Origin of the sequence: Gluconobacter japonicus (genome assembly GCF_002723975.1) — a bacterium.
Taxonomy (GTDB): domain Bacteria; phylum Pseudomonadota; class Alphaproteobacteria; order Acetobacterales; family Acetobacteraceae; genus Gluconobacter; species Gluconobacter japonicus.
Genome location: NZ_BEWO01000035.1, coordinates 1 through 24,004 on the forward strand (window position 1 = coordinate 1; position 24,004 = coordinate 24,004).

Annotated in this window: 19 protein-coding genes and 2 pseudogenes; 9 read left to right on the top strand and 12 right to left on the bottom strand. The window is 53.8% G+C overall.

The window, feature by feature from the left end:
* Nucleotides 1-419: 419 nt before the first annotated feature.
* Genes GJA01_RS13915 through GJA01_RS13925 form a run of 3 tightly spaced genes read left to right on the top strand, consistent with a single transcriptional unit; the run spans nucleotide 420 to nucleotide 3,400 of the window.
* Nucleotides 420-1,400 carry an ABC-three component system protein gene (locus GJA01_RS13915; protein ID WP_062020746.1) on the top strand — a complete coding sequence of 327 codons (981 nt, stop codon included), beginning with the start codon at nucleotides 420-422 and terminating at the stop codon, nucleotides 1,398-1,400.
* Nucleotides 1,369-1,617, top strand: coding sequence for an ABC-three component system middle component 8 (locus GJA01_RS13920; RefSeq protein ID WP_045543180.1), 249 nt, complete (start codon nucleotides 1,369-1,371; stop codon nucleotides 1,615-1,617). The genes GJA01_RS13915 and GJA01_RS13920 overlap by 32 nt, the downstream gene beginning before the upstream one ends.
* On the top strand, nucleotides 1,604-3,400 hold the full coding sequence (locus GJA01_RS13925) for a DUF2326 domain-containing protein (protein WP_045543181.1): 1,797 nt from the start codon (nucleotides 1,604-1,606) through the stop codon (nucleotides 3,398-3,400). The genes GJA01_RS13920 and GJA01_RS13925 overlap by 14 nt, the downstream gene beginning before the upstream one ends.
* 321 nt (nucleotides 3,401-3,721) lie before the next feature.
* On the opposite strand, the gene GJA01_RS13930 is transcribed toward GJA01_RS13925, so the two are convergent.
* Together GJA01_RS13930 and GJA01_RS13935 are read right to left on the bottom strand one after the other, a co-directional pair.
* Nucleotides 3,722-4,908, bottom strand: a protein-coding gene (locus GJA01_RS13930) for an IS3 family transposase (RefSeq protein WP_099282452.1) whose coding sequence is annotated in 2 segments (ribosomal slippage) — nucleotides 3,722-4,650 and nucleotides 4,650-4,908 — 1,188 coding nt in all. Because the reading frame shifts where the segments join, the coding sequence is not laid out codon by codon here.
* Nucleotides 4,909-4,933: 25 nt separating this feature from the next.
* Nucleotides 4,934-7,132: an efflux RND transporter permease subunit gene (locus GJA01_RS13935; RefSeq protein ID WP_082785163.1), complete on the bottom strand. Its 2,199-nt coding sequence runs from the start codon at nucleotides 7,130-7,132 to the stop codon at nucleotides 4,934-4,936.
* A gap of 318 nt (nucleotides 7,133-7,450) precedes the next feature.
* Here GJA01_RS13935 and GJA01_RS13940 point away from each other — a divergent pair, with 318 nt between their 5' ends.
* Complete coding sequence (locus GJA01_RS13940; RefSeq protein ID WP_062020752.1) at nucleotides 7,451-8,461, top strand: sulfite exporter TauE/SafE family protein; 1,011 nt, start codon at nucleotides 7,451-7,453, stop codon at nucleotides 8,459-8,461.
* Between the two features lie 178 nt (nucleotides 8,462-8,639).
* On the opposite strand, the pseudogene GJA01_RS13945 reads toward GJA01_RS13940, so the two are convergent.
* The 3 genes and pseudogenes from GJA01_RS13945 to GJA01_RS13950 all read right to left on the bottom strand — a co-directional run bounded on the left by GJA01_RS13945 (nucleotide 8,640) and on the right by GJA01_RS13950 (nucleotide 10,730).
* Nucleotides 8,640-9,722: pseudogene (locus GJA01_RS13945) on the bottom strand (IS5 family transposase).
* Between the two features lie 32 nt (nucleotides 9,723-9,754).
* Nucleotides 9,755-9,979, bottom strand: coding sequence for a hypothetical protein (locus GJA01_RS15350; protein WP_169925651.1), 225 nt, complete (start codon nucleotides 9,977-9,979; stop codon nucleotides 9,755-9,757).
* 55 nt (nucleotides 9,980-10,034) lie between these two features.
* Entirely contained in the window at nucleotides 10,035-10,730 is a 696-nt protein-coding gene (locus tag GJA01_RS13950; RefSeq protein ID WP_062020882.1) for a VIT1/CCC1 transporter family protein, read from the bottom strand.
* A 194-nt stretch (nucleotides 10,731-10,924) separates the two neighbouring features.
* On the opposite strand from GJA01_RS13950, the gene GJA01_RS13955 reads away from it, so the two are divergent.
* The 3 genes from GJA01_RS13955 (at nucleotide 10,925) to chrA (ending at nucleotide 13,300) form a co-directional block, all read left to right on the top strand.
* On the top strand, nucleotides 10,925-11,512 hold the full coding sequence (locus GJA01_RS13955) for a cytochrome b (protein WP_062020879.1): 588 nt from the start codon (nucleotides 10,925-10,927) through the stop codon (nucleotides 11,510-11,512).
* 38 nt (nucleotides 11,513-11,550) lie between these two features.
* Complete coding sequence (locus GJA01_RS13960) at nucleotides 11,551-11,937, top strand: RcnB family protein (protein ID WP_062020876.1); 387 nt, start codon at nucleotides 11,551-11,553, stop codon at nucleotides 11,935-11,937.
* Between the two features lie 136 nt (nucleotides 11,938-12,073).
* The gene (gene chrA / locus GJA01_RS13965; RefSeq protein ID WP_062020873.1) at nucleotides 12,074-13,300 is read left to right on the top strand and encodes a chromate efflux transporter; all 1,227 of its coding nucleotides are present in this window, start codon (nucleotides 12,074-12,076) and stop codon (nucleotides 13,298-13,300) included.
* Between the two features lie 126 nt (nucleotides 13,301-13,426).
* On the opposite strand, the gene GJA01_RS13970 is transcribed toward chrA, so the two are convergent.
* From GJA01_RS13970 to GJA01_RS13990, 5 genes are read right to left on the bottom strand one after another with little or no spacing between them, the layout of a single operon-like run.
* Complete coding sequence (locus GJA01_RS13970) at nucleotides 13,427-14,752, bottom strand: sensor histidine kinase (RefSeq protein WP_062020861.1); 1,326 nt, start codon at nucleotides 14,750-14,752, stop codon at nucleotides 13,427-13,429.
* Nucleotides 14,749-15,417 carry a response regulator transcription factor gene (locus GJA01_RS13975; RefSeq protein ID WP_062020857.1) on the bottom strand — a complete coding sequence of 223 codons (669 nt, stop codon included), beginning with the start codon at nucleotides 15,415-15,417 and terminating at the stop codon, nucleotides 14,749-14,751. Before GJA01_RS13975 ends, GJA01_RS13970 begins: the two co-directional genes overlap by 4 nt.
* Nucleotides 15,414-18,491, bottom strand: coding sequence for an efflux RND transporter permease subunit (locus GJA01_RS13980; RefSeq protein ID WP_062020854.1), 3,078 nt, complete (start codon nucleotides 18,489-18,491; stop codon nucleotides 15,414-15,416). The genes GJA01_RS13975 and GJA01_RS13980 overlap by 4 nt, the downstream gene beginning before the upstream one ends.
* A 7-nt stretch (nucleotides 18,492-18,498) precedes the next feature.
* Nucleotides 18,499-19,695 carry an efflux RND transporter periplasmic adaptor subunit gene (locus GJA01_RS13985; RefSeq protein WP_253783088.1) on the bottom strand — a complete coding sequence of 399 codons (1,197 nt, stop codon included), beginning with the start codon at nucleotides 19,693-19,695 and terminating at the stop codon, nucleotides 18,499-18,501.
* Nucleotides 19,692-20,894 (bottom strand): TolC family protein, encoded by a 1,203-nt coding sequence (locus GJA01_RS13990; protein WP_231875794.1) that lies wholly within the window; start codon nucleotides 20,892-20,894, stop codon nucleotides 19,692-19,694. Before GJA01_RS13990 ends, GJA01_RS13985 begins: the two co-directional genes overlap by 4 nt.
* A 145-nt stretch (nucleotides 20,895-21,039) precedes the next feature.
* Between GJA01_RS13990 and GJA01_RS13995 the strand changes: the two genes are divergently transcribed.
* Nucleotides 21,040-21,228, top strand: a complete 189-nt coding sequence (locus GJA01_RS13995) for a hypothetical protein (RefSeq protein WP_062020684.1) — start codon at nucleotides 21,040-21,042, stop codon at nucleotides 21,226-21,228.
* Nucleotides 21,229-21,274: 46 nt separating this feature from the next.
* Complete coding sequence (locus GJA01_RS14000) at nucleotides 21,275-22,357, top strand: IS5 family transposase (RefSeq protein ID WP_174694504.1); 1,083 nt, start codon at nucleotides 21,275-21,277, stop codon at nucleotides 22,355-22,357.
* Between the two features lie 110 nt (nucleotides 22,358-22,467).
* On the opposite strand, the gene GJA01_RS14005 is transcribed toward GJA01_RS14000, so the two are convergent.
* On the bottom strand, nucleotides 22,468-23,094 hold the full coding sequence (locus GJA01_RS14005) for a type II toxin-antitoxin system RnlA family toxin (protein ID WP_082785157.1): 627 nt from the start codon (nucleotides 23,092-23,094) through the stop codon (nucleotides 22,468-22,470).
* Nucleotides 23,095-23,400: 306 nt separating this feature from the next.
* Nucleotides 23,401-23,958: pseudogene (locus GJA01_RS14010) on the bottom strand (transposase); the annotation flags it as partial.
* Between the last annotated feature and the right edge of the window lie 46 nt (nucleotides 23,959-24,004).

The window sequence follows — 24,004 nt, forward strand, 5'->3', positions numbered from 1 at the left end:
GACGCTTGGGAGAGTTTCCTAAAAGCCGACATTGCTAAGCTCAAGCCGATAGGCCGAGTTTGAGACTTTACCGCCGAGGGTAACGGTCATCCGGCCAGAGTACGCCACCTCCCTCTTCTTCTAGGTCGCGTTGACAAAAGGTCTATACGATCATCCTGAGATTTGATTGGTCCGCCCTTGCCATCCGAGCGTGGCCGTTGGGTACGACCATCCGGAGATAACCGCCGGTCTCTCCGCAGCGCGTGCGCATGGTCGCATGGGCGGCAGGAAGCCAAAGTTGAACACCAAGCAGATCAGACATATTAAAGCGTTGCTGACCCGAAGACTGCTGTTACCGAGTTGGCGCGCGATTACGGGGTGTCGCGAACGACAATCTACAAGCACTGAGGTGTTAGCAAGCTAAAGGGAACGGGAGCCCAATGAAATTCGCCTACGAAGACATGAACGATGGTCAATTCGAGACCTTAGTCGTTCTTTTATGTCAGCGGCTGCTTGGTGCTGCCGTTCAGGGCTTCGCAAAAGGACCTGATGGTGGGCGCGATGCCAAGTTCATCGGGACAGCGGAACTACACCCGAGCAAGTCAGCGCCGTGGGTCGGCACTACCATCGTCCAGGCCAAGCATACCAACGGCTATAACCGTAACTTCTCCGAGTCTGATTTCTTCAGCACGACGACCGCGAACACTGTGCTGGGCAAAGAAATTCCCCGCGTCAGGAAACTGCGTGAAGCCAAGCAGCTCGATCACTACATGCTGTTCGCCAACCGACGACTGTCAGGCAATGCCGAAACCGAGATACGCGACTACATCGCGTCTCAGTGCACCGTTCCCGCCTCGTCGATCTATCTCTGCGGACTGGAGCAACTAGAAATCTGGTTGAAGCGCTTCCCCGAGGTTGCAGGGGAAGCTGACATTGATCCGGTCGATTCACCGTTGATCGTCAGCCCCGATGACCTAGCCGAAGTAGTCCAGGCATTGGCTCGCCAGAAAGATGGCGTGGTCACACTACTTGACGATCCACCGACTGTGCGTGTGACCTACGAGCAAAAGAACGCACTCAACAATATGAGTGCCGAGTACGCAAAGGCGCAGCGGCGGAAGTACCTAAAGGACACTGCTCAAATTCGGACTTTCTTGGCAGCACCGGAAAACCTTGACTTGCTGCGTATGTACGAGTCTGTAGTCGATGAGTTCCAACTCAAGATCATCGCCAAGCGCAAGGATTATCAGACGTTCGACGAGGTTATGGAGTATCTGGTGGACCTGTTGTTCAACCGCGATGCTGTATTGCGGCAGCACGCGCACAAGCGTTTGACGCGCGCCGTAATGTTCTACATGTACTGGAATTGCGATATTGGGGAGGTGGGCGATGCTGCGGCCGAGCAAGCACTCTCATCCTGATCGCACCGTCATCAACGTCTCGTTGCTGCTGCTCGCTCGCCTGAAGGCTCGGCGCGTAGATGATTACGACGTGTTGCGCAAGTTTGCGAAAAAAAGTGTTGTCGGCGGGGACGTGCTGTTCTTACCCGCGTTGAACTTTCTGTATCTCATGGGCTTGATCGAATATCGCCCCAAGACCGACGCCGTGGAGTACATGGGGCCAAATGAAGCTATCTAGACTTTATTCCAACAAGCCTGACTTGTTCGAGCCAGTGGAGTTCGTCCAGGGCCTGAACGTCGTCATGGCTGAAATTCGTCTGCCAGAGAACCGAAGCAAGGACACTCACAACCTCGGCAAGACCACGCTTGGGCGTTTGCTCGACTTCGGCTTCCTTGCCAAGCGCGATCCCAAGTTCTTTCTTTTCAAGCACATCGATCTTTTCCAGGACTTCATCTTCTTTCTGGAGATTGAGCTGGAAGATGCTTCGTTCGTGACGATCCGGCGCGGCGTTGAAGAAGCCACCAAGATTAGCTTCAAGCGCCACGCGGCCGGGCATCAAGACTTATCTGCATTGCCGCTGGCGGAATGGGACCACCAAGACATGCCCTTCGAGCGGGCGCGCGACTTGTTGGATGGATTGCTCGATTGGCGCGCACTCAAGCCTTGGGGGTTCCGCAAAGGCTTGGGCTACCTGCTGCGCTCCCAGGACGATTTCCGCGACGTGTTTCATCTGCGTAAGTTCGCGGCTGCGCATTCGGATTGGAAGCCTTTTCTGGCTCACATTCTCGGCTTTGACGCTCAACTCGTGGCGCAGCACTACGAGAAGGAAAAACAGCTTACGGAGAAACAATCAACCGCGCAGACCATTAAGAACGAACTGGGCGGGTCCATTGAAGACATCAGCAAGATCGAGGGCATTCTGTTGCTCAAGCAGAAAGAGGCTGAGAAGAAGCAGAAACTGCTCGACGCCTTCGACTTCCGCGCCCAGGACAAGCACAGCACTAAGCAGTTGGTCGATGACATCGACGAACGCATCGCGGCGCTCAATGCTGAACGCTACTCTCTCAACCAGAACAAGAAGAAGATCATCACATCACTGGAGGAGGATCAGATCCTCTTCAACCCTGACGAGGCGCAGCGTCTGTTTGAGGAAGTCGGCGTCCTGTTCAACGGGCAGATCAAGAAAGATTTTCAGCAGTTGATTGCCTTCAATCGGGCCATTACCGATGAGCGCCAAGGCTATCTGCAGGAAGAACGCGTGGAGGTTGAGGCTGAGCTTAAGCGCATTAATACAGAACTGAATACCCTGGGCAAGAAGCGCTCGGAGATGCTGTCGTTCCTGAGCGGTACCGATATCTTTGGCAAGTACAAGCAGGTGTCCGACGAAATGGTGACGCTGCGTGCCGACATTACTTCGCTGGAGCGTCAACGCGGTTTCCTGCATCGTCTGCAGGGGCTGCGAACCGAGATTAGGGCGTTGACCGAAGAGCGTGGGCATCTTCAGACCCAGATTGAGGCGAATGTCGAGAAGCAAAACTCTGATCAGAACAGCTTGTTTTCGGCAATCCGCGTATTTTTCAGTGAGATTGTCGAAGAGGTGATCGACCGCAAGGCGTTGCTGAGCGTATCGCCGAACCAGGTGGGGCATCTGGAGTTCAAGGCGGAAATTCTCGATGAGTCAGGTAACGCAACCAGCGCCGACCTTGGACACACGTACAGAAAATTGCTGTGCATAGCCTTCGACTTGGCCATCCTGCGTGCGCACTTGGACGACAAGTTTCCGCGTTTCGTTTACCACGATGGCGTGTTCGAGTCCCTGGACGATCGCAAGAAGGAGAATCTGCTGATAGTCATTCGTCGGTATGCCGAAATGGGGCTGCAGCCAATTATTACACTCATAGATTCTGATGTGCCAGCTCGCGCTGCTGATGAGGGGGCGGTGTTTTCAGCTGATGAAGTTATTATCACGTTACACGATGAGGGACAGCACGGGCGACTCTTCAAAATGAAGGCGTGGTGACAAAGAAGATATGGGGCGTTTGGTACTTACTCGACTAAGGCATCGGCAATGGTGCTGCGTCAGGAGAGGAAAGTTGCGGGCGCGAATGATTGAAGATGGTATTCATTATGTCATCACATATAATTTTAGTCGTATGTCGTTAAAAAAAGAAAATTTTCCCAATCAAACAGCAATCGATTGTGAATTGTAGTTGCTATTATTTCACGGTTTTGAATGTCCGATTTTTCAAGTTTCCATGCGAAACCGGACAGTCCGTTTGCCAGAGGTGGACCCGTCTGTTCGGACAGTTTTTGGGTTTGAATAAGCTATACCCGGTTATTGTTATGCCGCCATTCTGACGGCGCTGCTGTTGGCCCTCTGGTCCGGGGTTAACCCCGGACCAGAGGGCGTCGGCGCGTCATGATACGCCTCATCGGGCGTGCGTCCAGCCAGTGCTGCGTGCGGACGCTGCCCGTTATAATGGGTGATCCATTTCGTGAGCCCCACTCGAAGTTCTGATCCGGTCTCAAATGCGTGCAGGTAGACACATTCGTATTTCAACGACCGCCACAGACGCTCGATGAACACGTTATCCAGCCAGCGCCCACGTCCGTCCATGCTGATACGGATCTGACGTTCTTCCAGGATCCCGGTAAAACGGGGCGTCGTGAATTGTGAGCCCTGATCCGTATTGAAAATCTCCGGGGTGCCGTAGCGCGTAAAGGCATCCTGTAGCGCCTCGATACAGAACTCCGCGTCCATCGTGTTCGACAGACGCCAGGACAGGACCTTGCGCGTGAACCAGTCCATGATCGCCACGAGATAGAGAAATCCCCGTTTCATGGGGATATATGTGATGTCGGAACACCAGACCTGGTTGGGTCGGTCGATGATCAGATCCCGCAGCAGATACGGATATTTCCGATGCTCCGGATGGGGCACACTCGTGCGCGGCTTCTGGTAGATCGCCCGCAGACCCATAATCGCCATGAGCCGCCGGACCCGCTTGCGCCCCACTTCATGTCCCAGGCGGCGCAGATGCCATGTCATCTGCCGCGAGCCATAATACGGCGTTTCCAGGAACTGGGCGTCGATCAGCCGCATCAACGCCAGATTGGCCTCGTTCTGTGGCACAGGCCGATAGTACACGCCCGACCGGTTGAGTTGTAGCAGCGTGCATTGCCGGATGATCGGCAGACGCGCTCGCTTCGGGTCAATCATCTGCCGCCTCTGATCACGCCCAACCGAGCAGAGGCATCGCGTAAAAAATCCCGTTCCACGAGAAGCTCGCCTATCTTCGCGTGTAGTTTCTCCACATCAGCAGGGCTGACCGGGGGCTCAGACACCGTCTTTCCGGAAAAGGTCGCTGCCATCCCCTCGATCGCCTGCCGTTTCCATTGAGCGATCATCGTCTGATGCACGCCATGTTTCGACGCCAGTTCCGCCAGCGTCAGTTCGCTACGGATCGCTTCCAAGGCAACCCGTGATTTGAACTCCGCTGCATATCTCTTGCGCGTAACCTTGCCCATAAAACCCGTCCTCTTTCAGGTCGGATTATAGCTTAGACACCTCTCCGAAAAACGGGGTCCACCTCTCTAACTGCGGGGTAGTCTGTACACGGGCGGCTGTGTCACGGTCTAAGTGAATGTCCATACTGTTTCCGCCTAACAGGACGTCTGATGAAACGTCCATCAAAGTTTTCTCTTGGCTGAGAAGGGTTACAAGGCGCTGTGTGTAACGATAGAGCTCCTGCGGATCACTGCCCTGTAAACTGTATTGATAAGCGGCATTGCTCGGGCGTGCCCCAATTCGTATGGCGCCGCGTTGCAACGCAAAGAACCGTGCATCTTTCAAACTGTGCGTCCGCTGGCTCAATCGACTGATTGTTGTGGCCAATGTATCTGGACGGGTGTTCTTATCAGTGAGGCGAATGAAAATATTTCCCTGATTGGACGATCCCCGGCCACCAAGGAAACCGGCGACGTCGGCTACGTCAGGATCCTGAAGGAGCTGCTTTTGAACTGTTGCCATGTCTCGCTCCATGGCCTGAAACGAGATGGTTTCGTCTCCCATGACGCGCCCTAAAAGCATCCCGGTATCTTCGTCCGGAAACAGACCCTTGGGAAGGTTTTGATAAAGCGTCCATGTGAGGCCGAGGGAAAGGGGAAGAGAGAGCAGAACGAGGGTCGGATAACGCATGGCGATTGTCAGACTACGTGCATAAACTCTCAATATATGGTCATGCCAAACGTCCACAAAATGTGTGAATGTGTTATTTGCGGTTTGTGTTCCAAGGCGTGCGCAAAGCATCGGGGTGAGGCTGAGAGACAGGGCCGCAGAGATACAAAGACTTAGAGTAACGGTAACGGCAAATTCGTGGAACAGCCGGCCAGTCAATCCACCCATGAGCAAGATAGGCAGGAACACGATGATCAGAGAGGCTGTAATTGAGACGATCGTAAATCGCACCTCGCGTGCGCCGCGCCGCGCGGCGTTTAGTGGTGAAAGGCCAGCCTCAGCATGACGGGTAATGTTTTCAAGCACGACGATTGCATCGTCCACGACGAAGCCGGTCGAGATCGTCAGGGCCATAAGGGACATGTTGTCAAGGCCGTATCCGAGAAGCCACAGAAAGCCGAGCGTTCCCAGGAGAGAAACAGGAATCACGATGGCAGGGATAACGACGATGCGTGGGGAGCCTAGGAAGATGAGAGCGATCAGGATAACGAGGCCTAAGGAGAGGCCGAGCGTCATTCGGGTATCGGCAAGCGACGCTCGAATGACACTTGAGCGATCCATCACCACCGCAAGGTGAGTTCCCGATGCCAGTGTGTTTTGAAGAGTGGGGTATTCACGGGTGAATTGATCAATTGCAGCAACCGAATTCGCGCCAGCCTGCATATAGACCTGCGCGACAATTGCAGGCTTGCCATTATAGTAACCAGCGTTACGCACATCCTCCACACTGTCGATTATTGTGGCAACATCGACCAGATGAATAGGGCGTCCGTTGCGCCAGGCGATGACGAGGTCCTGATAATCGGCAGCTTTGTGCACCTGATCGTTGGTCGCAATCTGGAGGCGCAGTTTGGATGTCTCTATGAAGCCTTTTGGGGTGTGAGCATTAGCGGAAGCGAGCGCCGCGCGCACGTCCTCGAAGCCAAGCCCATATTTGTATAACATCAAAGGATTAATTTCGACGCGTGTGGCCGGTAATGCGCTTCCGCTGATTTGTACAAGCCCGACGCCGTGAATCTGGGCCAGTCGTGGCAAAAGTTTGTTGGTGGCTTGATCGTAAAGATCAGGCATTGTGCGCCTGTCGGAAGTCAGTGCAAGGATCAGGGCAGGCGGGTCATTTGGATTTGCTTTAGAGTAGGTCGGATTCTGGCGCAGAGTTGTTGGAAGATCGACGCGAGCAGCCTGTATTGCGGCTGCAACATCCCGGGCTGCCCCATTGATATCACGGGAAAGTTCGAACTGAAGCGTAATACTCAGCATGCCGGCACTGGACTGAGAGGTCATTTCCTGAAGGCCGGCAATGGTGCCAAGATGACGTTCAAGAGGTTCCGCAATGGAGCTTGCGATCTGTTCAGGTGTCCCGCCCGGCTGAAATGCCTGCACCCGAATGACCGGAAAATCAATGTTAGGAAGATCAGATACTGGGAGAGAAATGTAGCCCATGAGGCCAAACAGACAAAGCGATACAGTCATCAAAACTGTTGCAACAGGTCTGGATATAAACCAATCCGTCATTTAAAAAGTATTTCAACTCTGCATAAAGAAATTCACGATGCGGAACTGCTGAACTCAATTTGTCGGAATTCAATTTAGTACGCAAGACAAGGTGTGTAAGATTGGGAATTGTTAATAGAATCAGATATTTTTTACGATAGGCGTTATAGTATAGTGCTGACCGAGAGCGGAATGATCCTTCCGTTCCAATGAGTGTCTGGGATGCGCGTTTTTGGAATGAAGCCTCAGGAAAAGACTGTCATACAAATCTGAGTACCGGACCTCAGGAACAATGGCGATGCCAAGTTATGTACGTTGAAGCAGTGGAGGCTTCGGGTAATGCTCGGATTTGTTGCGCTTTTTGTCGTGGCCAGTGCTGCATTCTCGCTGAGTGCGGTCTCTGGTGGCGGAGCCGGTTTGATCGTGATGCCTTTGCTTGGATTGCTTCTCCCTGCTGATCACGTTCCAGCAGCGCTATCAATTGGGACGGCTGTAAGTTCTGCTTCTCGTATGGCTCTTTTTTTTAAAGTAATCCGTTGGCAAGTTGTCTTTTTGTATGTCCCAATGGCCCTCCCTGCTGCATGGGCAGGCATTCTCCTGTTGAAGCAGTTTCAGCCTGCCTATCTTGACCTGCTGCTGGGTCTGTTTTTGTTAAGTAATCTCCCTCTTATGTTGCGGCCCCGCAAAAAATCTGGAATCTCTTCAAAAACCAGCAATTCAGTTTGGTTACCGCTTATTGGCGCGTTAGCAGGTTTTATTTCGGGTTTTACAGGAGCTGTTGGTTTAATTTTTAATGGTTTTTATTATCGATTGGGCCTGCGCAAAGAGGAGATAGTTGCAACGCGCGCAGCCAATGACATTCTTCTTCATATATTTAAAGTTGTTCTCTACGCGTTGTATGGACTGATTGATCAAGCGACAATAAAAACCGGAGTTGTCGTCGCTATTGCGGCGCTCGCATCGTCATGGGGAATGAGGCTATATTTGCATCATATCCCGGATTATCTTTTTCGACAGATTGGTCGTGGTGCTGCGGTGGTAGCTGGCGTTGCGATGGTTGCTCTGGCTGGGCGACAGATCCTTGTTCAAGATCGTATTGTTCTTTACTTCAATCATACAGAAAAGGCCGTCGAACTCGCTGCAAATTGGCGTCAGCACAAATTGTCTGTGGAGGTGGAAAACCTGACTGAAGTAGAACTACGCCATAGCGTTCTGTGTAGAGGTGTTACCTGCATAGAAAATCCTAAAATCCAGGACATGGATACGATACTCCATATTTCTCTGGATCGCGGAATTTATATAGCTAAACGCATTCCATCATTAGGTTCAGGACTCATAACCAGAACATGATGGTTGCGGCGAGGCAGACGGCTGAGAAGAAGACTGTCGGAGACCTGGAGGGATCGAAGAACTGTTTGTTGATGCGCTTGTCTGATGATTTTAGTTTTTTGGCGCTTTGATTGAGGGTTTCCGGGGTGACTTTCGCTCTGCGTTTTGAGCAGATCACGGTCCATCGCCAGTGGGAGGACTACGCGCTCGCGTTCAATCTTTCGAGGAAGAGGAAGCGGCGCATATTATAGACGATATTGGCAAGGCCGATCCTCATGGTGGCCCGGGTGATACCGACAGTTCGGACGAACAGACCCATTTGCGATTTCTGATCGGCAAAGACATGCTCGACACGAGATCGGACCACCGACTTTCCAGCATTCGATTTCTGGATATGCCGGGGCATAGGTTAGAGATGCGACTTTTTCCTGTGAACCTTCGAGACAAAGCCCTGCTTGTCCATGAAGTCCTCATTGGCTTTCGAGCGATACGCTGTATCAGCCCAGACGCTTGAGGCCGTATTGGTTTTATCCAGAAGGCCCTCGCGCAGTCTGGCACCATCACTGGCAGCAGCATCCGTTGTCTTCCATTTCCGGATGAACCGGAACTTCCGGTCGATGGAAACATGGGACTTGTAGCCAAAGAACGGAATGGCGAGGTCCGTGGCTGGGATCGTCCCGTCATCCTGCCGCTTCGCTTTGGTAAACTTCAGTGTCCAGCGCGCATGACGGTCCTTATGCGACAGCTTTGCGGGTTTGTCCTGCCAATCTTCAGGAATACGCCCTGCCCGGAGGTCAGCTTTCTCAGCGTTCGTATTGCGCTGCTTTGGGGCGGTTACCAATGTCGCATCCAGGATCTGGCCGGACATTGGCAGATAACCGGCGGTCCGCAGAGTGGCATCAAACCGGTCAAACAGTCTTTCAATAGCTCCCGCCTGGGCCAGACGCTCACGGAACAGCCAGACCGTTTTGGCATCAGGTACCCGGTCCGACAGTCCCAAACCGAGGAAACGCATGAAGGACAGGCGGTCGTTGATCAAATATTCCGTTCGCTCGTCGGACAGATTGTTCAGCGTCTGGATCACCAGAATCTTGAACATCAACACGGGATCAAACGGCGGTCGTCCACCTTCGCTCCCATCTGAATAGGCCAGAGCCTTCTCCAGATCAGGGCGGAACACCTCAAAATCCACTGTCCGGGAAAATGCCTCAAGCTGATCGCCAAGCCCGCTCAGCCGAGCAAGCCGCTCTTCAACATCAAAGAAACCAGACTGCTTCATCATCCATTCCGTCAATCAATGCAGGAGTGATGGAATCACACAGAGAGTCTCAAATCCAGAAGGTTTTTCGAACCCTCCAGATCGGGCTGGCCAATATCGTCTACAATATCCGCCGCTTCCTCTTCCTGGAACGGATCAGCGCGAGCACGTAGCCATCGCAAGTGGCGATACTCCCCGGTCTGTTCAAAGCGCAGATCAAAAGCGACCCAAAGAACCCTCAATCCAATCGCTAAAAGCCCAAAATCAAAACCAAGGAACATCAATTAACGGTTCTGCGATCCCTCCAACAGATTTCGCTCGACGCCTCTTTCTGCGTCACACGCCGAACAGATGTCCGATCCCGCCGGTGACGATCATCGCCACAATACCCCAGAATGTTACGCGCAGCGCCGGCCGCAAGGGAGTTGCGCCACCGGCGACTGCACCAACAATGCCCAGAATGACGAGAACCACGACGGACGTCAGCGAGACGCTCCAGGACACCCACGAAACGGGAGCCAGAACAGCCGCCAGAACGGGCAGCACCGCCCCTGAAGAAAAGGCAGAAGCCGAAGCAAATGCCGCCTGGATGGGCCTGGCCGCTGTGGCCTCTGAAAGTCCCAGTTCATCCCGGGCGTGAGCGCCAAGGGCATCATGCTGCATGAGGGCGACGGCCACCGTGTGGGAGAGATCTGCATCCAGCCCACGCTGCTGATAGATCCCCGCCAGCTCAGTCACTTCTCCGTCCCAGTCCGTAGCCAGTTCCTGTTTCTCACGGGCGATATCGGCCTGTTCTGAATCCCGCTGGGAACTGACCGAAACATACTCCCCGGCCGCCATGGAGAGGGCACCCGCCACCAGCGCGGATAATCCTGCGATGAGGATACTGCCGCGCGTCGCGTGAGAACTGGCGACACCAACAATCAGGCTTCCAGTGGAGAGTGTTCCATCATTGGCGCCGAGGACGGCGGCGCGCAGCCAGCCAAGTTTCTCGACAGCATGACGTTCAGCGAGAGGATGAAGTCGCGACATAAGATTATCCGTTGGAAATCTGAATGTTATCAGGAATAGTCTTTCAATTTCCGCATGACAACAAATAATTAATTATAATATTGCGAGTTATTTTCAATCGAATTTATTATTTATCATTCCTGTTTGTTCAGGTTCCCGTCAGGTTTGGTGTGATATAAACTACAGTTTCTTCACTGTTATCTGAGAGAAGGTGCATGCCTGACGCGATGCCGGATATCACGTATACCCAGCGCTATGACAGGCCGACGGTTGCCCTTCACTGGGCAACCGCCTTTCTGGTACTGTTTCAGTTCGTCCTTGGCGAAAGCTGGGGCTGGCCTGCAAAACCGGTTCATCATCTGATGGTCGTTGCGCATCTGACAGCGGGCATCCTGTTGACGGCCATCATGGGGTTCCGCATTGCCTGGCGCCTGACGAAAGGTCGTCAGTTGTCATACCTTCTGAGGCCGCTCGATCGTTTCTTTGCTATGGGCGTGGAATATACACTCTATGTGCTGCTTCTGGCTGAGATCGTGCTTGGCTATCTCTGGCGATGGGGGGCGGGGCAGACCATGAGTTTTTTCGGCCTTCTGATGCCCTCACCTTTTACCCGTTTCTCCGCGCCTTTTCTTCATGGGATTCAAACCATCCATCACTGGAACGCATGGTTGATTGTCGCGATCGCCTCAGGCCATGGCATGGCGGCGATTTTCCATCAGGTCATTCTGAAAGACAGGGTTTTAGGCCGTATGATGCTGCGTGGAGATCAAGGCGCCAATCCTCTGTTCACTCAAAATCCGTAAGGGCGCGCTTTCTTCCTGAGCTTCATATGGAGGTGCCTATGACAAAACGATTCACGACAGCTCTCCTATCAGTCAGTCTGCTTATGACCTGTTCCGCTGCCTATGCAGACCCTCCTTGGGCACGCGGCGAGCATGATCATGGTGGTCATGATCACCATGGTGGGGGACATGGCTATGGCCACATGAAACACTGGCAGAGAGGCGACTATTATTCCGGTCCGCGTGAGCAGCGCTGGATGGTCAGTGACTGGCGGGGACGGCGGGGGCTCTGGGCTCCTCCTGCGGGTTACTACTGGATGCAGTCAGGCGGACAGTATCTTCTGATGGCTGCGGCAACCGGTCTTATCGCAGGGGCTGTCGCTGCTACTGTTGGTTCCGAAGCACCAGCCTACCCGACAGCACCGAATTATGCTTCGCCTTATTAGAGGAGAAATGATTACCATTCCTCGCAGACTTATGCAGACTTTTTGTGATTGAGGACGTCGATCTGTCGGCATGGCGCTCTTGAAATGTGCATGACGTCGGTCTCGCGCCTGTCCAGAAGAGAAAGGGCTCACCCTGATGACCACCGTGCCCTGCGATGCAGCGCCAGAACGTCAACGAACGGCCGCAGCATGGGAAGTTCTGTTCATTTTCCTCCGGCTGGGCATCACCTGCTTCGGCGGACCGATCGCGCATATCGGATATTTCCGCAATGAGTTTGTCGTTCGACGCCGGTGGCTTGATGAGCGCGCCTATGCGGATCTTGTGGGGCTCTGTCAGTTTCTGCCCGGTCCGGCAAGCAGCCAGGTGGGATTTTCTATTGGTCTGATACGAGCGGGCTATCTTGGCGGCGTCGCTGCGTGGATCGGCTTTACTCTGCCTTCGGCATTCGTCCTTGTTCTCTTCGCCTATAGCGCGAGTGCACTCGCGGGACCGATTGGCCTCGGGCTTTTGCATGGATTGAAACTCGTCGCCGTGGCCATCGTTGCACAGGCTATGTGGGGTATGGCACGAACGCTGTGTCCCGATCGGGTCCGCGGTTCCATCGCGGTAATAGCCGCACTCACCATTCTTCTCATTACCTCGCCTTTTGCCCAGATCGGCGCTATTGCCATCGGCGGCGTTATCGGCCTGTGGTTCTGTCGTGCTATTGCCCCATCGGACAGCGGACATGTCGCCACGCCTGTGTCGCGCCGTGTTGGGGCGGCCGCACTTCTGGTCTTTGTGGTGTTGCTCTCTGCTCCCCTTATTCTTGGACGCCATGGCGCACCTGGGGGATTTTCACTGTTCAATGCCTTCTACCAGTCTGGCGCGCTCGTGTTTGGCGGCGGTCATGTGGTGCTGCCATTATTACAAGAAGCTTTTGTGATACCAGGTTTTGTCAGTAATGACGCTTTTCTCGCCGGTTATGGCGCAGCACAGGCGGTTCCGGGCCCGCTCTTCACGTTTGCCGCCTATCTCGGTGTGATTATCAAACTCCCACCCCACGGTGTGGCAGGTGCCTTCCTTGCCTTGCTCGGTATCTTTCTGCCAGGGATCCTGATCCTCATCGGTGTATTGCCCTTCTGGGATTCCTTCCGTAGTCGTCCCGCGGCGCAGGCCGTCATGCGTGGCGTCAATGCAAGTGTTGTCGGTCTGCTGGGCGCCGCATTGTACACGCCAGTCTGGACGAGTGCCGTCAAGTCGTCAGACGATTTTGGACTTGCCCTTGTCGGCTTCGCTCTGCTGACACTCTGGCGAGCACCACCACTGGTCGTCGTTGTTCTCAGTGCCGTGGGAGGAATCGTTCTGGGACAAATAGCGTAGTGAAAAACTGGTCATGGAATTTGATCAACATGGAATGCAACGTCTCGGCGGACGCGAACTGTTTAGTCCCAGGATTTGATGGATAGAGCGTCAGAGTTCCTGGTCCGTTCAGACGTAATCTTTGATCTAACTGACCTGCAATCGAACTGTCACCAGGACGCCTCTGTCCGTTCCAGGTATAGGCGAACTCACCACCATGTCTGCATGCAGCTGCTGAGCTATCTGTCGCGCAATCGCCATGCCGAGGCCGCTGCCTTCTGCATCGGTCTCTCCTCTGACGAAAGGCTTTTCCATATCCCGCAAAACTTCAGATGGCAGCGTTTCGCAATCATTGCAGATCAGGACTTTATGATCTTGCGTGATGATCACACTGACGGCTTGCACAGATGAACCATGAAGAACGGCGTTTTCGAGAAGATTGCGAAACAGGATACCTGTTGCATCCATATCGCCCCGGATCATGAGATGAGATGCTCCAGAAAATTCAATCGTCTGGTTTTTTTCCCGCTCAAGTTCTTCTGCCAGAAATCGAATGACAGGCACCAGATCGAACATGCTCCCGGTGAGTGCGATCCCTGATGTCGCTCGTGAAAGCTGAAGCAGCTTTTCCATCATCCGGCCAATTCTGCGGGCCTGCTGCATGATGATCGTTGCACGCTCTTCATAGTCCGACCCTACAAGAAAATTCCTGAGAACCTGAACCTGTGCAAGAAGCGCTCCTACTGGATTACGCAACTCATGGGCCGCGTTGGCCGCAAAAGCGCGCTCTGTCGAAAGCGCCATTTTCAGACGTTCAAGCAGGAGATTGACGGCCGAGTGAATGGACACCAGTTCTTCGGGGAGATCCAATGGGGGAACGGGTGCCAGATTCGATCCTCCCCGGCTCCTGATTTCCTGCTGAAGGCTGGTCAGAGGACGCATGGCGCGACGGACACGCCAGCGGACCAAAATCCAGATCGCCGGGAAAAATATTACCATTGGCAGAACTGAAATCAGAATAGCCCGCCTGACAGCTTCATTTCTGTGAAAAGTCGGCTCACCCACCAGAATGTAATGGCGACCAGACGCTGATGGTACGACATACACTCTGAATAATGAGATGTTGTAAAATCCTGACTTCAGACGTGGTACGAATAGCGTCTCCGGCGCATTCTGTGACCTGACCTCAAGGCGACCGTCCGGTGTGGTGATCTGGTAGGCCAACGTTCGCCGGTTCACCCCGGGGAGTTGCGCGATCTGACCACCTGGGGTGGCAGAAGCCCTGTCGGTTCTGTCCAGTTCACTGATGACAAACTCCAGACGCTCGGCCACTTCCTGTAACGAGTTGTCAAGACGCTCCGTAACTTCATAGCGGGTAAAGGCCGCAACAAGAATACTGAGAAGCACCAGGGCACCAAGCACGATGATCAGTGTTCCGGACACGATACGGGACGCCAGACTCCAGCGCTTCATCGGGACGTGTTCTCCGCGAGACAATAGCCTCTCCCCCTGACCGTCATGATCAGACCCGGTCCGGTTTTCTTCCTTATCCTGCTGACGAAAACTTCAATGGCGTTGCTTTCCACATCGTCACTGAGACCATAAAGGGCGTCTTCAATCTGCTCACGACTGCAGACTGCTCCAGGCCGGCGCGCAAGAAGTTCGACAATGGCCCATTCACGCGCAGACAGATCGACTGTCTGTCCATCGCGTTCAAGCTGACGGCGCGCGAGGTCGATCCTGATAGTACCAATCATGACCACATTGTCTGGCAGGGCCGCATAACGTCTGGCAACAGCGTCAATACGGGCGACGAGTTCGTCGAGATCATAAGGTTTGACAATATAATCATCCGCGCCTTCTGACAGCCCCGCGATCCTGTCACTGACCTGATCCTGAGCTGTCGTGATCAGGATGGCCAGAGATGAACAGTCCCGCCGGATTTCCCGCAGCAGGGCCCGACCATTACCGTCTGGAAGACCAAGATCCAGAAGCAGGAAATCATAAGAAGAGGCGATCAGGGCTGCACGGGCATCGGTCAGGGTCTTGAACCAGTCGACGACGTGTCCGGCCTGGCGCACACGGTCTCTTACTGCCGAGCCCAGTGCAGGTTCGTCTTCGATAATCAGGATTTTCATGCAATGCGATTTTTCATGATACGCGCGTAGAGAGAGGGCAGCACAAGCAGGGTCAGGAGTGTCGAGGAGATCAGACCACCAATAACGACCGTAGCTAGAGGGCGTTCAACTTCGGCGCCGGCACTGGTTGAGACTGCCATGGGAATGAAACCAAGACTGGCGACCAGAGCTGTCGCCATGACCGGCCGGAAACGTTCTTCCGCGGCTTCATACGCGGCACGAGCAGCATTCAGGCCCGCCACGCGCAGCGAATTAATGGCGGTGATGAGTACCACGCCATTCAGAACCGCCACACCAAACAGCGCAATAAACCCGATCCCCGCGGAGACGCTGAATGGCAGGCCACGCAGAGCGAGGGCCAGGATGCCACCTGTCGTGGCAACTGGCAGATTGACGAAAACAAGTCCGGCCAGCCAGACGGAATTCAGCGCAATGACAAGCAGGGCAAAAATCAATACCAATGCGATCGGCACGACAACTCCCAGACGTGCCATGGCTGATTTCAGGTTCTGGAACTGACCCGCCCACACGATGCGATAACCGGGAGGCATGGTGATTTTTCTGCTGACTGCCTTCTGTGCTTCGGTAACAAAGGAGCTGAGGTCTCGTCCACGAACATTGGCCTGTACGATCAGACGACGGCGGATATTATCCCGGCTGATACGGGGCGGACCGTCCTGTACCGTGACCTCCGCGATTTCTGAAAGCAGGACCGCTCCTCGGCCATCGGCACGGCGTACCCTTAGGCGGGCAATCTGGTCACGTGTGCCTGCCTGGGCTGGATCGAAACGGACCTGCGTGCTGATCAGGGCGTTACCAACTGTTACGGGCCGTCCAATATGACCACCGACCGCTTCGACCACGTTCAGAAGTTCCTGCTGGGAAATACCCAGCCGTGCCGCCTTTCGACGATTAATGTCGATATGGATGAAAGAAACGGTACCATCTCCCTGTGGAGCCACGTCGGCCGCACCGGGAATGGTTTTCATGATGCTTGCTACCCTGTCCCCCAGACGCGCCAGCGTAGCGAGATCATCCCCATAGATCGAAACGGCAATCTGGGTCCTGACACCGGACAGGAGGTCATCCATCCGCATCTGCACTGGCTGGCTCCATGACTGCTCCATTCCAGGCAGTTCAGTGCCCAGCACCTGACTCATTGCCGTAACGAGTCCCTCCTGTGTATGCGCTGTGGTCCACTGTGATGGTGGCTTCAGAAAAATGAAACTGTCTGTCTCGTTAACACCCATCGGATCAGTCGGAATGGCTGATGTTCCTGTATTGCTGACAACGCTGGTAACCTCGGGAAAGCGACGCAGAATACGCTCCTGAAGGCTAACCTCCTTCAGGGCCTCGGGCAGCGAAATGCTGGGCAGTCGTGTCGTAGTTACCGTCAGGGCCCCCTCATCGAGAGACGGAATGAATTCGCCACCCAGATGCAGAGCGGTCCAGACAGAAAAAGCAAAAATCGCGAAAGTTGTGCCAAACAAGGTCCGTGGTCGGTTTTCACACCAGTTTAGCATGGGACCATAACCACGACGAAGAAAAGCAACCAGACGGGTATCGTCATGATGGTTGGCAGACCTCATCGCCAAAGCCCCAATCACCGGTATCCCGACAATACAGTAAAACAGAGAGGCCAGCAGGGCCATGATGACCGTCTGCGCCATGGGGCGAAACATTTTTCCCTCGATATCCTGCAATGTCAGGATCGGCAGGTAGACCATCACAATAACAAGAATGCCGAAACTTACGGGACGGAGGACTTCGGTTGCCGCTGAGACTGCGAGGGAAGCCAGCGGCGTAGTCTGTCCACTGGCCCGGTCACGCGCACGATGGGTCATGAGATTTTCAACCACGACGAGCGAACTGTCGACGATCATGCCGAAGTCGATGGCGCCGAGGCTGAGCAGATTGGCGGAAATTCCGAACCAGCGCATTCCAGCCATGGCGCAGACGAGCGCAAACGGGATGACAGAGGCGATGACCAGGGAGGCCCGCCAGTCACCGATCACCACGATCAGAACACTGATGACCAGGAGTGCTCCAACGACAAGATTTTCCTTTACGGTCCTGATGGTACTGTCTGTCAGCGTCGAACGCACATAATAAGGCTCAAGCGTCACGCCTTTAGGGAGAGACTGACGAATACCGGGAAGTGCCTCTTCGATGGCGGCTAAGGTGGTGTCGGAACTCGCTCCCATGCGCATCATGATGACGCCAATGACAACCTCGCCCTGACCATCACGCGTGACGGCCCCCAGTCGTGTTCTCGGTCCCATGGAAATGTGCCCGACATCCCGCAGGAAAATGGCGGAACCGTTGGTGTTGGTCCGGACGGGAATGGACCCAAAGTCGTCAAGTGAACCGATCAGGCCGCGTCCGACAACGATTTGCTGTTCTTCACCATGCTCAATCCATCCACCTCCTGATGCGGAGTTATTGCCATCCACCGCTCGGAAAACGTCATCAACTGACACACCCAGTGCCATAAGGCGGGCCTGATCGAGAGCGACCTGAAATGTCTGTTCGGCACCGCCGTTCACGTTGACGTCCACGACGCCTGGAACCAGTTTCAACTGCGGCGCGACAGTCCATGTCATCAGACGGTTCAGATCCATCAGCGAATAACCGTCGCCTTTGATCTGCAACTGCATGATTTCACCAAGGCCTGTAGCGAGTGGCCCGATATTCACACTGACTCCCGGCACAGATATCGTGCCTCTGGCCTGCTGAATCCGTTCTTCCACACGGGCACGGTCAAGATTGATGTCCGTCTCATCCGCGAACTGGATGTAAACGACCGAGACTCCTGAACGGGAGACCGACCGGAGATCTGTCATCTCCGGGATGCCGGCCATACTGGCCTCGATCGGAAAGGTGATCAGCCGTTCGACTTCTTCCGTAGCGAGGCCCGGAGCAACAACAGAAACGAGCACCTGCCGGGGCGAAATGTCGGGCACGGCTTCCACGGGAAGGCCACGCACGATCATACACCCGGCGATGAACGTCAGGCAGATTACCCCAAGGACCAGCCAGCGTCGGGTCTGCAGGGCGGAGAGAACGCTACGCATGACGCTCTTAGTCTCCATCATTCATATCTGACACCAGCATCACCGCCTTCAGGGCAAATGCGCCTTGCGTTACGATCCGCTCACCTGCGGAGAGGCCAGAGGTAATGACTTTCTGTCCATTGCCCGTAACACCAACATGCACTTCCTGTGCTCGAAACCGGTTTGGACTCACCGACACAAACACAGTGCTTACGCCGTTGATTTCTGTGACAGCGTTCTCCGGCACAATGATGCCTGCCGTCTTTTCGCGTGTTGGCAGATGGGTATTGAGGAACATGCCTGGATGAAGACTGCCATCTGGATTGGGGGCCGTGCTTATGACGCGGACGAGGCCTGTGACCGGATCCGCCATACTCCCTACCGAAGTTATTTTCGATTTCAGTAATGTCGTCCCTGTGTCCGATGTAAGTTCGGTGGTCTGCTCGCCGCCCTGGATCACCTGAGCAGCATCCTGAGGCAGGATGTCAGAAACAATCCATACCGAGGACATGTCTGTCAGACCCATCAGTTCCGTCGCAGGGGAAATGTCGTCGGCCACACCAACGAACACGCTCTGTACTTCCGCTGTGGTCGGCGCAATGATTGACGATGTCTCATCCAGCGGACCGGTCTGGGCTTTATCTGATTCCGTAACGGAGTTGTATTCTTCTTCAAGTTGATGCTTCAGCGTATCGACATCAGCCTGTCGAGCTATAACGTCGTCTTTTGCTGCCTGGAATATGGCCAGGCGACGCCTGGTCTCTCCTGCTGCGACTGTTGTGCCTTCCAGTTCATACCCCCGGTGGTAGGCTGACGACGCATTCTGAGAGGCCGCATACGCTGTCGCCAGTGCCGCCTGCGCTCTTGTCATTTCAAGGCGGACCAGGTGTAATGAATGATCCTGATAGGTAAGAAGCGTCTCTCCTTTGTGCACATGCTGACCAGGTACCACAGCAACATTCAGAACTTTACCGGACCCTGCCGGGTGAATACGGACGACATGCCCCGCCTCGGCTGTGACGGTTCCCATTGCATCCAGATTTTTTGCGAGTGTACCACTCCTTGCGATCGAGATTACCAGAGCAGAGTTCTTCTGCGCTGCCTCTCCCATTACGACAGTCGGCGCACTGTCGGCGGCTCGTGCAGGCGACTCAGTAAAGCGAAAAATAATCATGACACAGAGTAAATATTTCCAGTCTTTCATGGAGGCAGATGAAATAGTCACTGGAATTCTCCTGCTGCGATCAATGTTCGTATGATGGCGGCGTGCCAGGCAACTTCTGCCTGATTACGGAGCTGCAAAGCCCTGCTGGCAGCGGATCTGGCTCGTAACAGTTCGACCAATGATGTCTCACCGACCTGCCATGATCGATTCATCTCATTTGCGCGACTGTTCATACTCTCAGCGGACAGAACAGAATTTCTGAACATGTCTTTCGTGGCCGTCAGATGAGAAAAAACCTGAGCAAGTTCCTGCCTGACATTGCGGCGGGCCTGCTGCTCCTGATTGATAGCCGCAGCCAACTTGTTGCGGGCGTCCGTTTCCATGGGGACGTTGCGGACATCGCTGGGAAGCGGGATGGAAACTGTTACCCCCACGCGGTCGTCCCACGGGCTGCCATACTGTTTTTCGTGAATTGCAGCTACGCCAACTTCAGGGTTCGGCATGAAGGAGGCTTTGGCGAGATGCACGCCAGCTTCCGCTGTACGCACGGCCTGACGGGCGGCTCTGACGCGAGGGTCATTATTTTCGAGAGCTTCGGCAGAGAAGAGTCCGTCATGCGCTAACGCCACATTGTCAAAAGAGAGGATATCGGGGACGGTCGGGCGACCCAGCAAGATACGAAGCGCTGAGGTCGCTGTCTCGACCTGCTCTTCGGACTGGGAATATTCATTGGCTGCATTCGCGATTTCAGAAGCGATGATCTGCTGATCGGCAAGCGTCATCTCTCCGATGTGCTTTCCACGGATTACAGAGGCCCGGATTTTTTCCAGTGTGTCTTTCTGGATGCGTGCGATTGCCAGTCGGCGCTGAGCCATAACGACGTTGGCTGATGTATCCAGAACTCTCATGGCCACCGCCATTCGTGCCACATGCAGCCGTTCCTGGATGGTAAGCGCTTCTGCTCTCGCAACTCCCACAGTTGCGCTACCTTGTCCCGGCAGCCAGAGCGGTACAGACACGCCTCCCTGATAGGTTGTGTATCCTTCATTGCTGCCAATGGCATGATCATCGAAATACTGGCCGGAGACAGTCGGGCCGCCGGCAAACCAGGAACCGGCTGCCTCGGCCCGTGCTGCTGCTGAGCGATAGTTTGTATTCAGTTCAGTCCGATCGGGATCGACAGCCCAGGCCGCTTCAACGGCTTGGGAGAATGGGATACTTCCTGCTTTTGCAACTGAAAATGGAACAGAAGAAAGCAAGATAACCAATACATAATATATATATGGAGTTTCCATATAATGGATTATTTTATTTAATGCAGAACACAAATAAAGATAATAACCATCACGATACCGCATAAAATAATGCCACCCGTACGTATTATCATGCAAAAGAAACTGCGACATGATTGATATCATACCAGATGAAGCTGACAGCTCCCTGAACGACGGCTCTGAAATGAATACCGCAAAGAATACAAGTTATGAGGGAGCACCTGCAGACCTCACAACTTATCAGTTTTACCCGGATGTCAATAATGCGGCATTGGTTGGTGAAACTGGATGGAGGGTTCGAAAAACCCTCTGGTTTTGAGACTCTCTGTGTGATTCCATCACTCCTGCATTGATTGACGGAATGGATGATGAAGCAGCCGGGTTTCTTTGATGTTGCAGAGCGCTTTGCTCGATTGAGCGGGTTAGGTGACCAACTCGAAGCGTTTTCCCAGACTGTGGATTTTGAGGCGTTTCGCCCTGATCTGGCCAAGGCTCTGTCTTACGCCGATGGCAGTAAAGGCGGACGACCGCCATTTGATCCGGTGCTGATGTTCAAAATACTGGTGATCCAGACGCTGAACAATTTGTCTGATGAACGGACGGAATATCTGATCAACGACCGCCTCTCCTTTATGCGCTTTCTTGGTCTGGGACTTTCAGATCGGGTGCCTGATGCCAAAACAGTCTGGCTGTTCCGTGAACGCCTGACACAGGCGAGAGCCATTGAAAGACTGTTTGACCGGTTTGATGCAACTCTGCGAAACGCCGGTTATCTGCCGATGTCAGGCCAGATCCTGGATGCCACGCTCGTAGCGGCTCCGAAGCAGCGCAATACCAACGCTGAGAAAGCGGATCTCCGGGCAGGACGTATTCCTGAAGACTGGCAGGACAAGCCATCCAAATTGTCCCACAAGGATCGCCATGCGCGCTGGACGCTGAAGTTCACGAAAGCGAAGCGGCAGGATGATGGAACCATGCCGTCGAGTGATCTCGCCATCCCGTTCTTTGGATACAAATCCCACATTTCCATCGACCGGAAGTTTCGGTTCATCCGGAAATGGAAGACGACGGATGCCGCCGCCAATGATGGCGCGCGATTGAGAGAAGGGCTGCTGGATAAAACCAATACGGCCTCAGGCGTCTGGGCGGATACCGCCTATCGCTCCAAAGCCAATGAAGACTTCATGGAAAAGCAGGGTTTTGTCTCAAAGGTTCACAGGAAGAAGCCGCATCTCAAACCTATGCCTCGGCATATCCAGAAATCGAATGCCGGAAAGTCCGTGATCCGATCCCGTGTTGAGCACGTCTTTGCCGATCAGAAATCGCAAATGGGTCTGTTCGTCCGAACTGTCGGTATCACCCGGGCCACCATGCGGATCGGCCTGGCCAATATCGTCTACAATATGCGCCGCTTCCTCCTCCTGGAGCGGATCAGCGCGAATGCATAGCAATCCAGCGGGGAGCAGTCCCCGATCTGCTCAAAACGCAGACCGAAAACGAACCCAAAAGTAGTCAATCAAATCGCCAAAAGCCTGAAATCATCAGCCAAGCGTATCAATTAACGGTTCTTCGATCCCTCCACCTCCTTCCGAACAATTTCCGCGCTGCTATCATCTTTTCGATATAAAACTTGCTCAAGCCCCTTCATGTCCAGAAGATCGGTGAGCATAAATATGACCCGCCGATAACAAGAAAGAGGTTTGCCCTGAATCTGCAAAACCCTTGTCATGCGATGGTGGGTAAGCGTGAGACTATCCTGGTGAGCAACGCTCCTCAATGTCACCAGCTTAATACGCGCGTCATCCCGGACAAACGTGATTTCAATGTCATCTGACTCTTCAAGACAGCCCAGAATCGGATCAAACGAATCACTAGTTATCCCCTTAAGGGAATAATTTACGTTTTCAAACTCGGCAGGGTTAATTGTGGTTTTCAAGTAGGCAGCAAGTTGCTCACCTATCGGCTGGTTCTTCCCCATCTTCCATTGAACAGTCGTCGTACCTGTCGCATTCAGGTGCAGATCAACTGTAGCATACTCAGAGCCCGTAGCACCGAAGACGACTCGTTTGCGTTTTTCGAGCAACTTAATCCCGCCGTCCAGCATGTAGCTCTTCGACTCCATGAATTTCAGGATGTTCGCATCGAGAGTCTCCCGGTTCAAATTCAGGTCTTTGTAGTCAGACATCCCTTTTACCTCAAACGCGCGTCAGTTAATTATCATTTATACAATGTAAAAGCACAGACTTTTAGATGAAATGCTCCCATTATAACTACAATTGCGGATGGCTGCTTGGCAAGTATGGTTCGCGATCCCTCCCCTTGCCAATGCCCACTTTGAGGGCGGAACCGGTCGTCAAATGGAGGGCTCGAAGAACTGTTGGTTGATGCGCTTGTCTGGTGATTTTAGTTTTTTGGCGCTTTGATTGAGGGTTTCCGGGGTGACTTTCGCTCTGCGTTTTGAGCAGATCACGGTCCATCGCCAGTGGGAGGACTACGCGCTCGCGTTCAATCTTTCGAGGAAGAGGAAGCGGCGCATATTATAGACGATATTGGCAAGGCCGATCCTCATGGTGGCCCGGGTGATACCGACAGTTCGGACGAACAGACCCATTTGCGATTTCTGATCGGCAAAGACATGCTCGACACGAGATCGGACCACCGACTTTCCAGCATTCGATTTCTGGATATGCCGGGGCATAGGTTTGAGATGCGGCTTTTTCCTGTGAACCTTCGAGACAAAGCCCTGCTTGTCCATGAAGTCCTCATTGGCTTTCGAGCGATACGCTGTATCAGCCCAGACGCTTGAGGCCGTATTGGTTTTATCCAGAAGGCCCTCGCGCAGTCTGGCACCATCACTGGCAGCAGCATCCGTTGTCTTCCATTTCCGGATGAACCGGAACTTCCGGTCGATGGAAACATGGGACTTGTAGCCAAAGAACGGAATGGCGAGGTCCGTGGCTGGGATCGTCCCGTCATCCTGCCGCTTCGCTTTGGTAAACTTCAGTGTCCAGCGCGCATGACGGTCCTTATGCGACAGCTTTGCGGGTTTTTTTGTGTCTCACCCCCTATGTCCGATAATAAGAATTAACGGACAT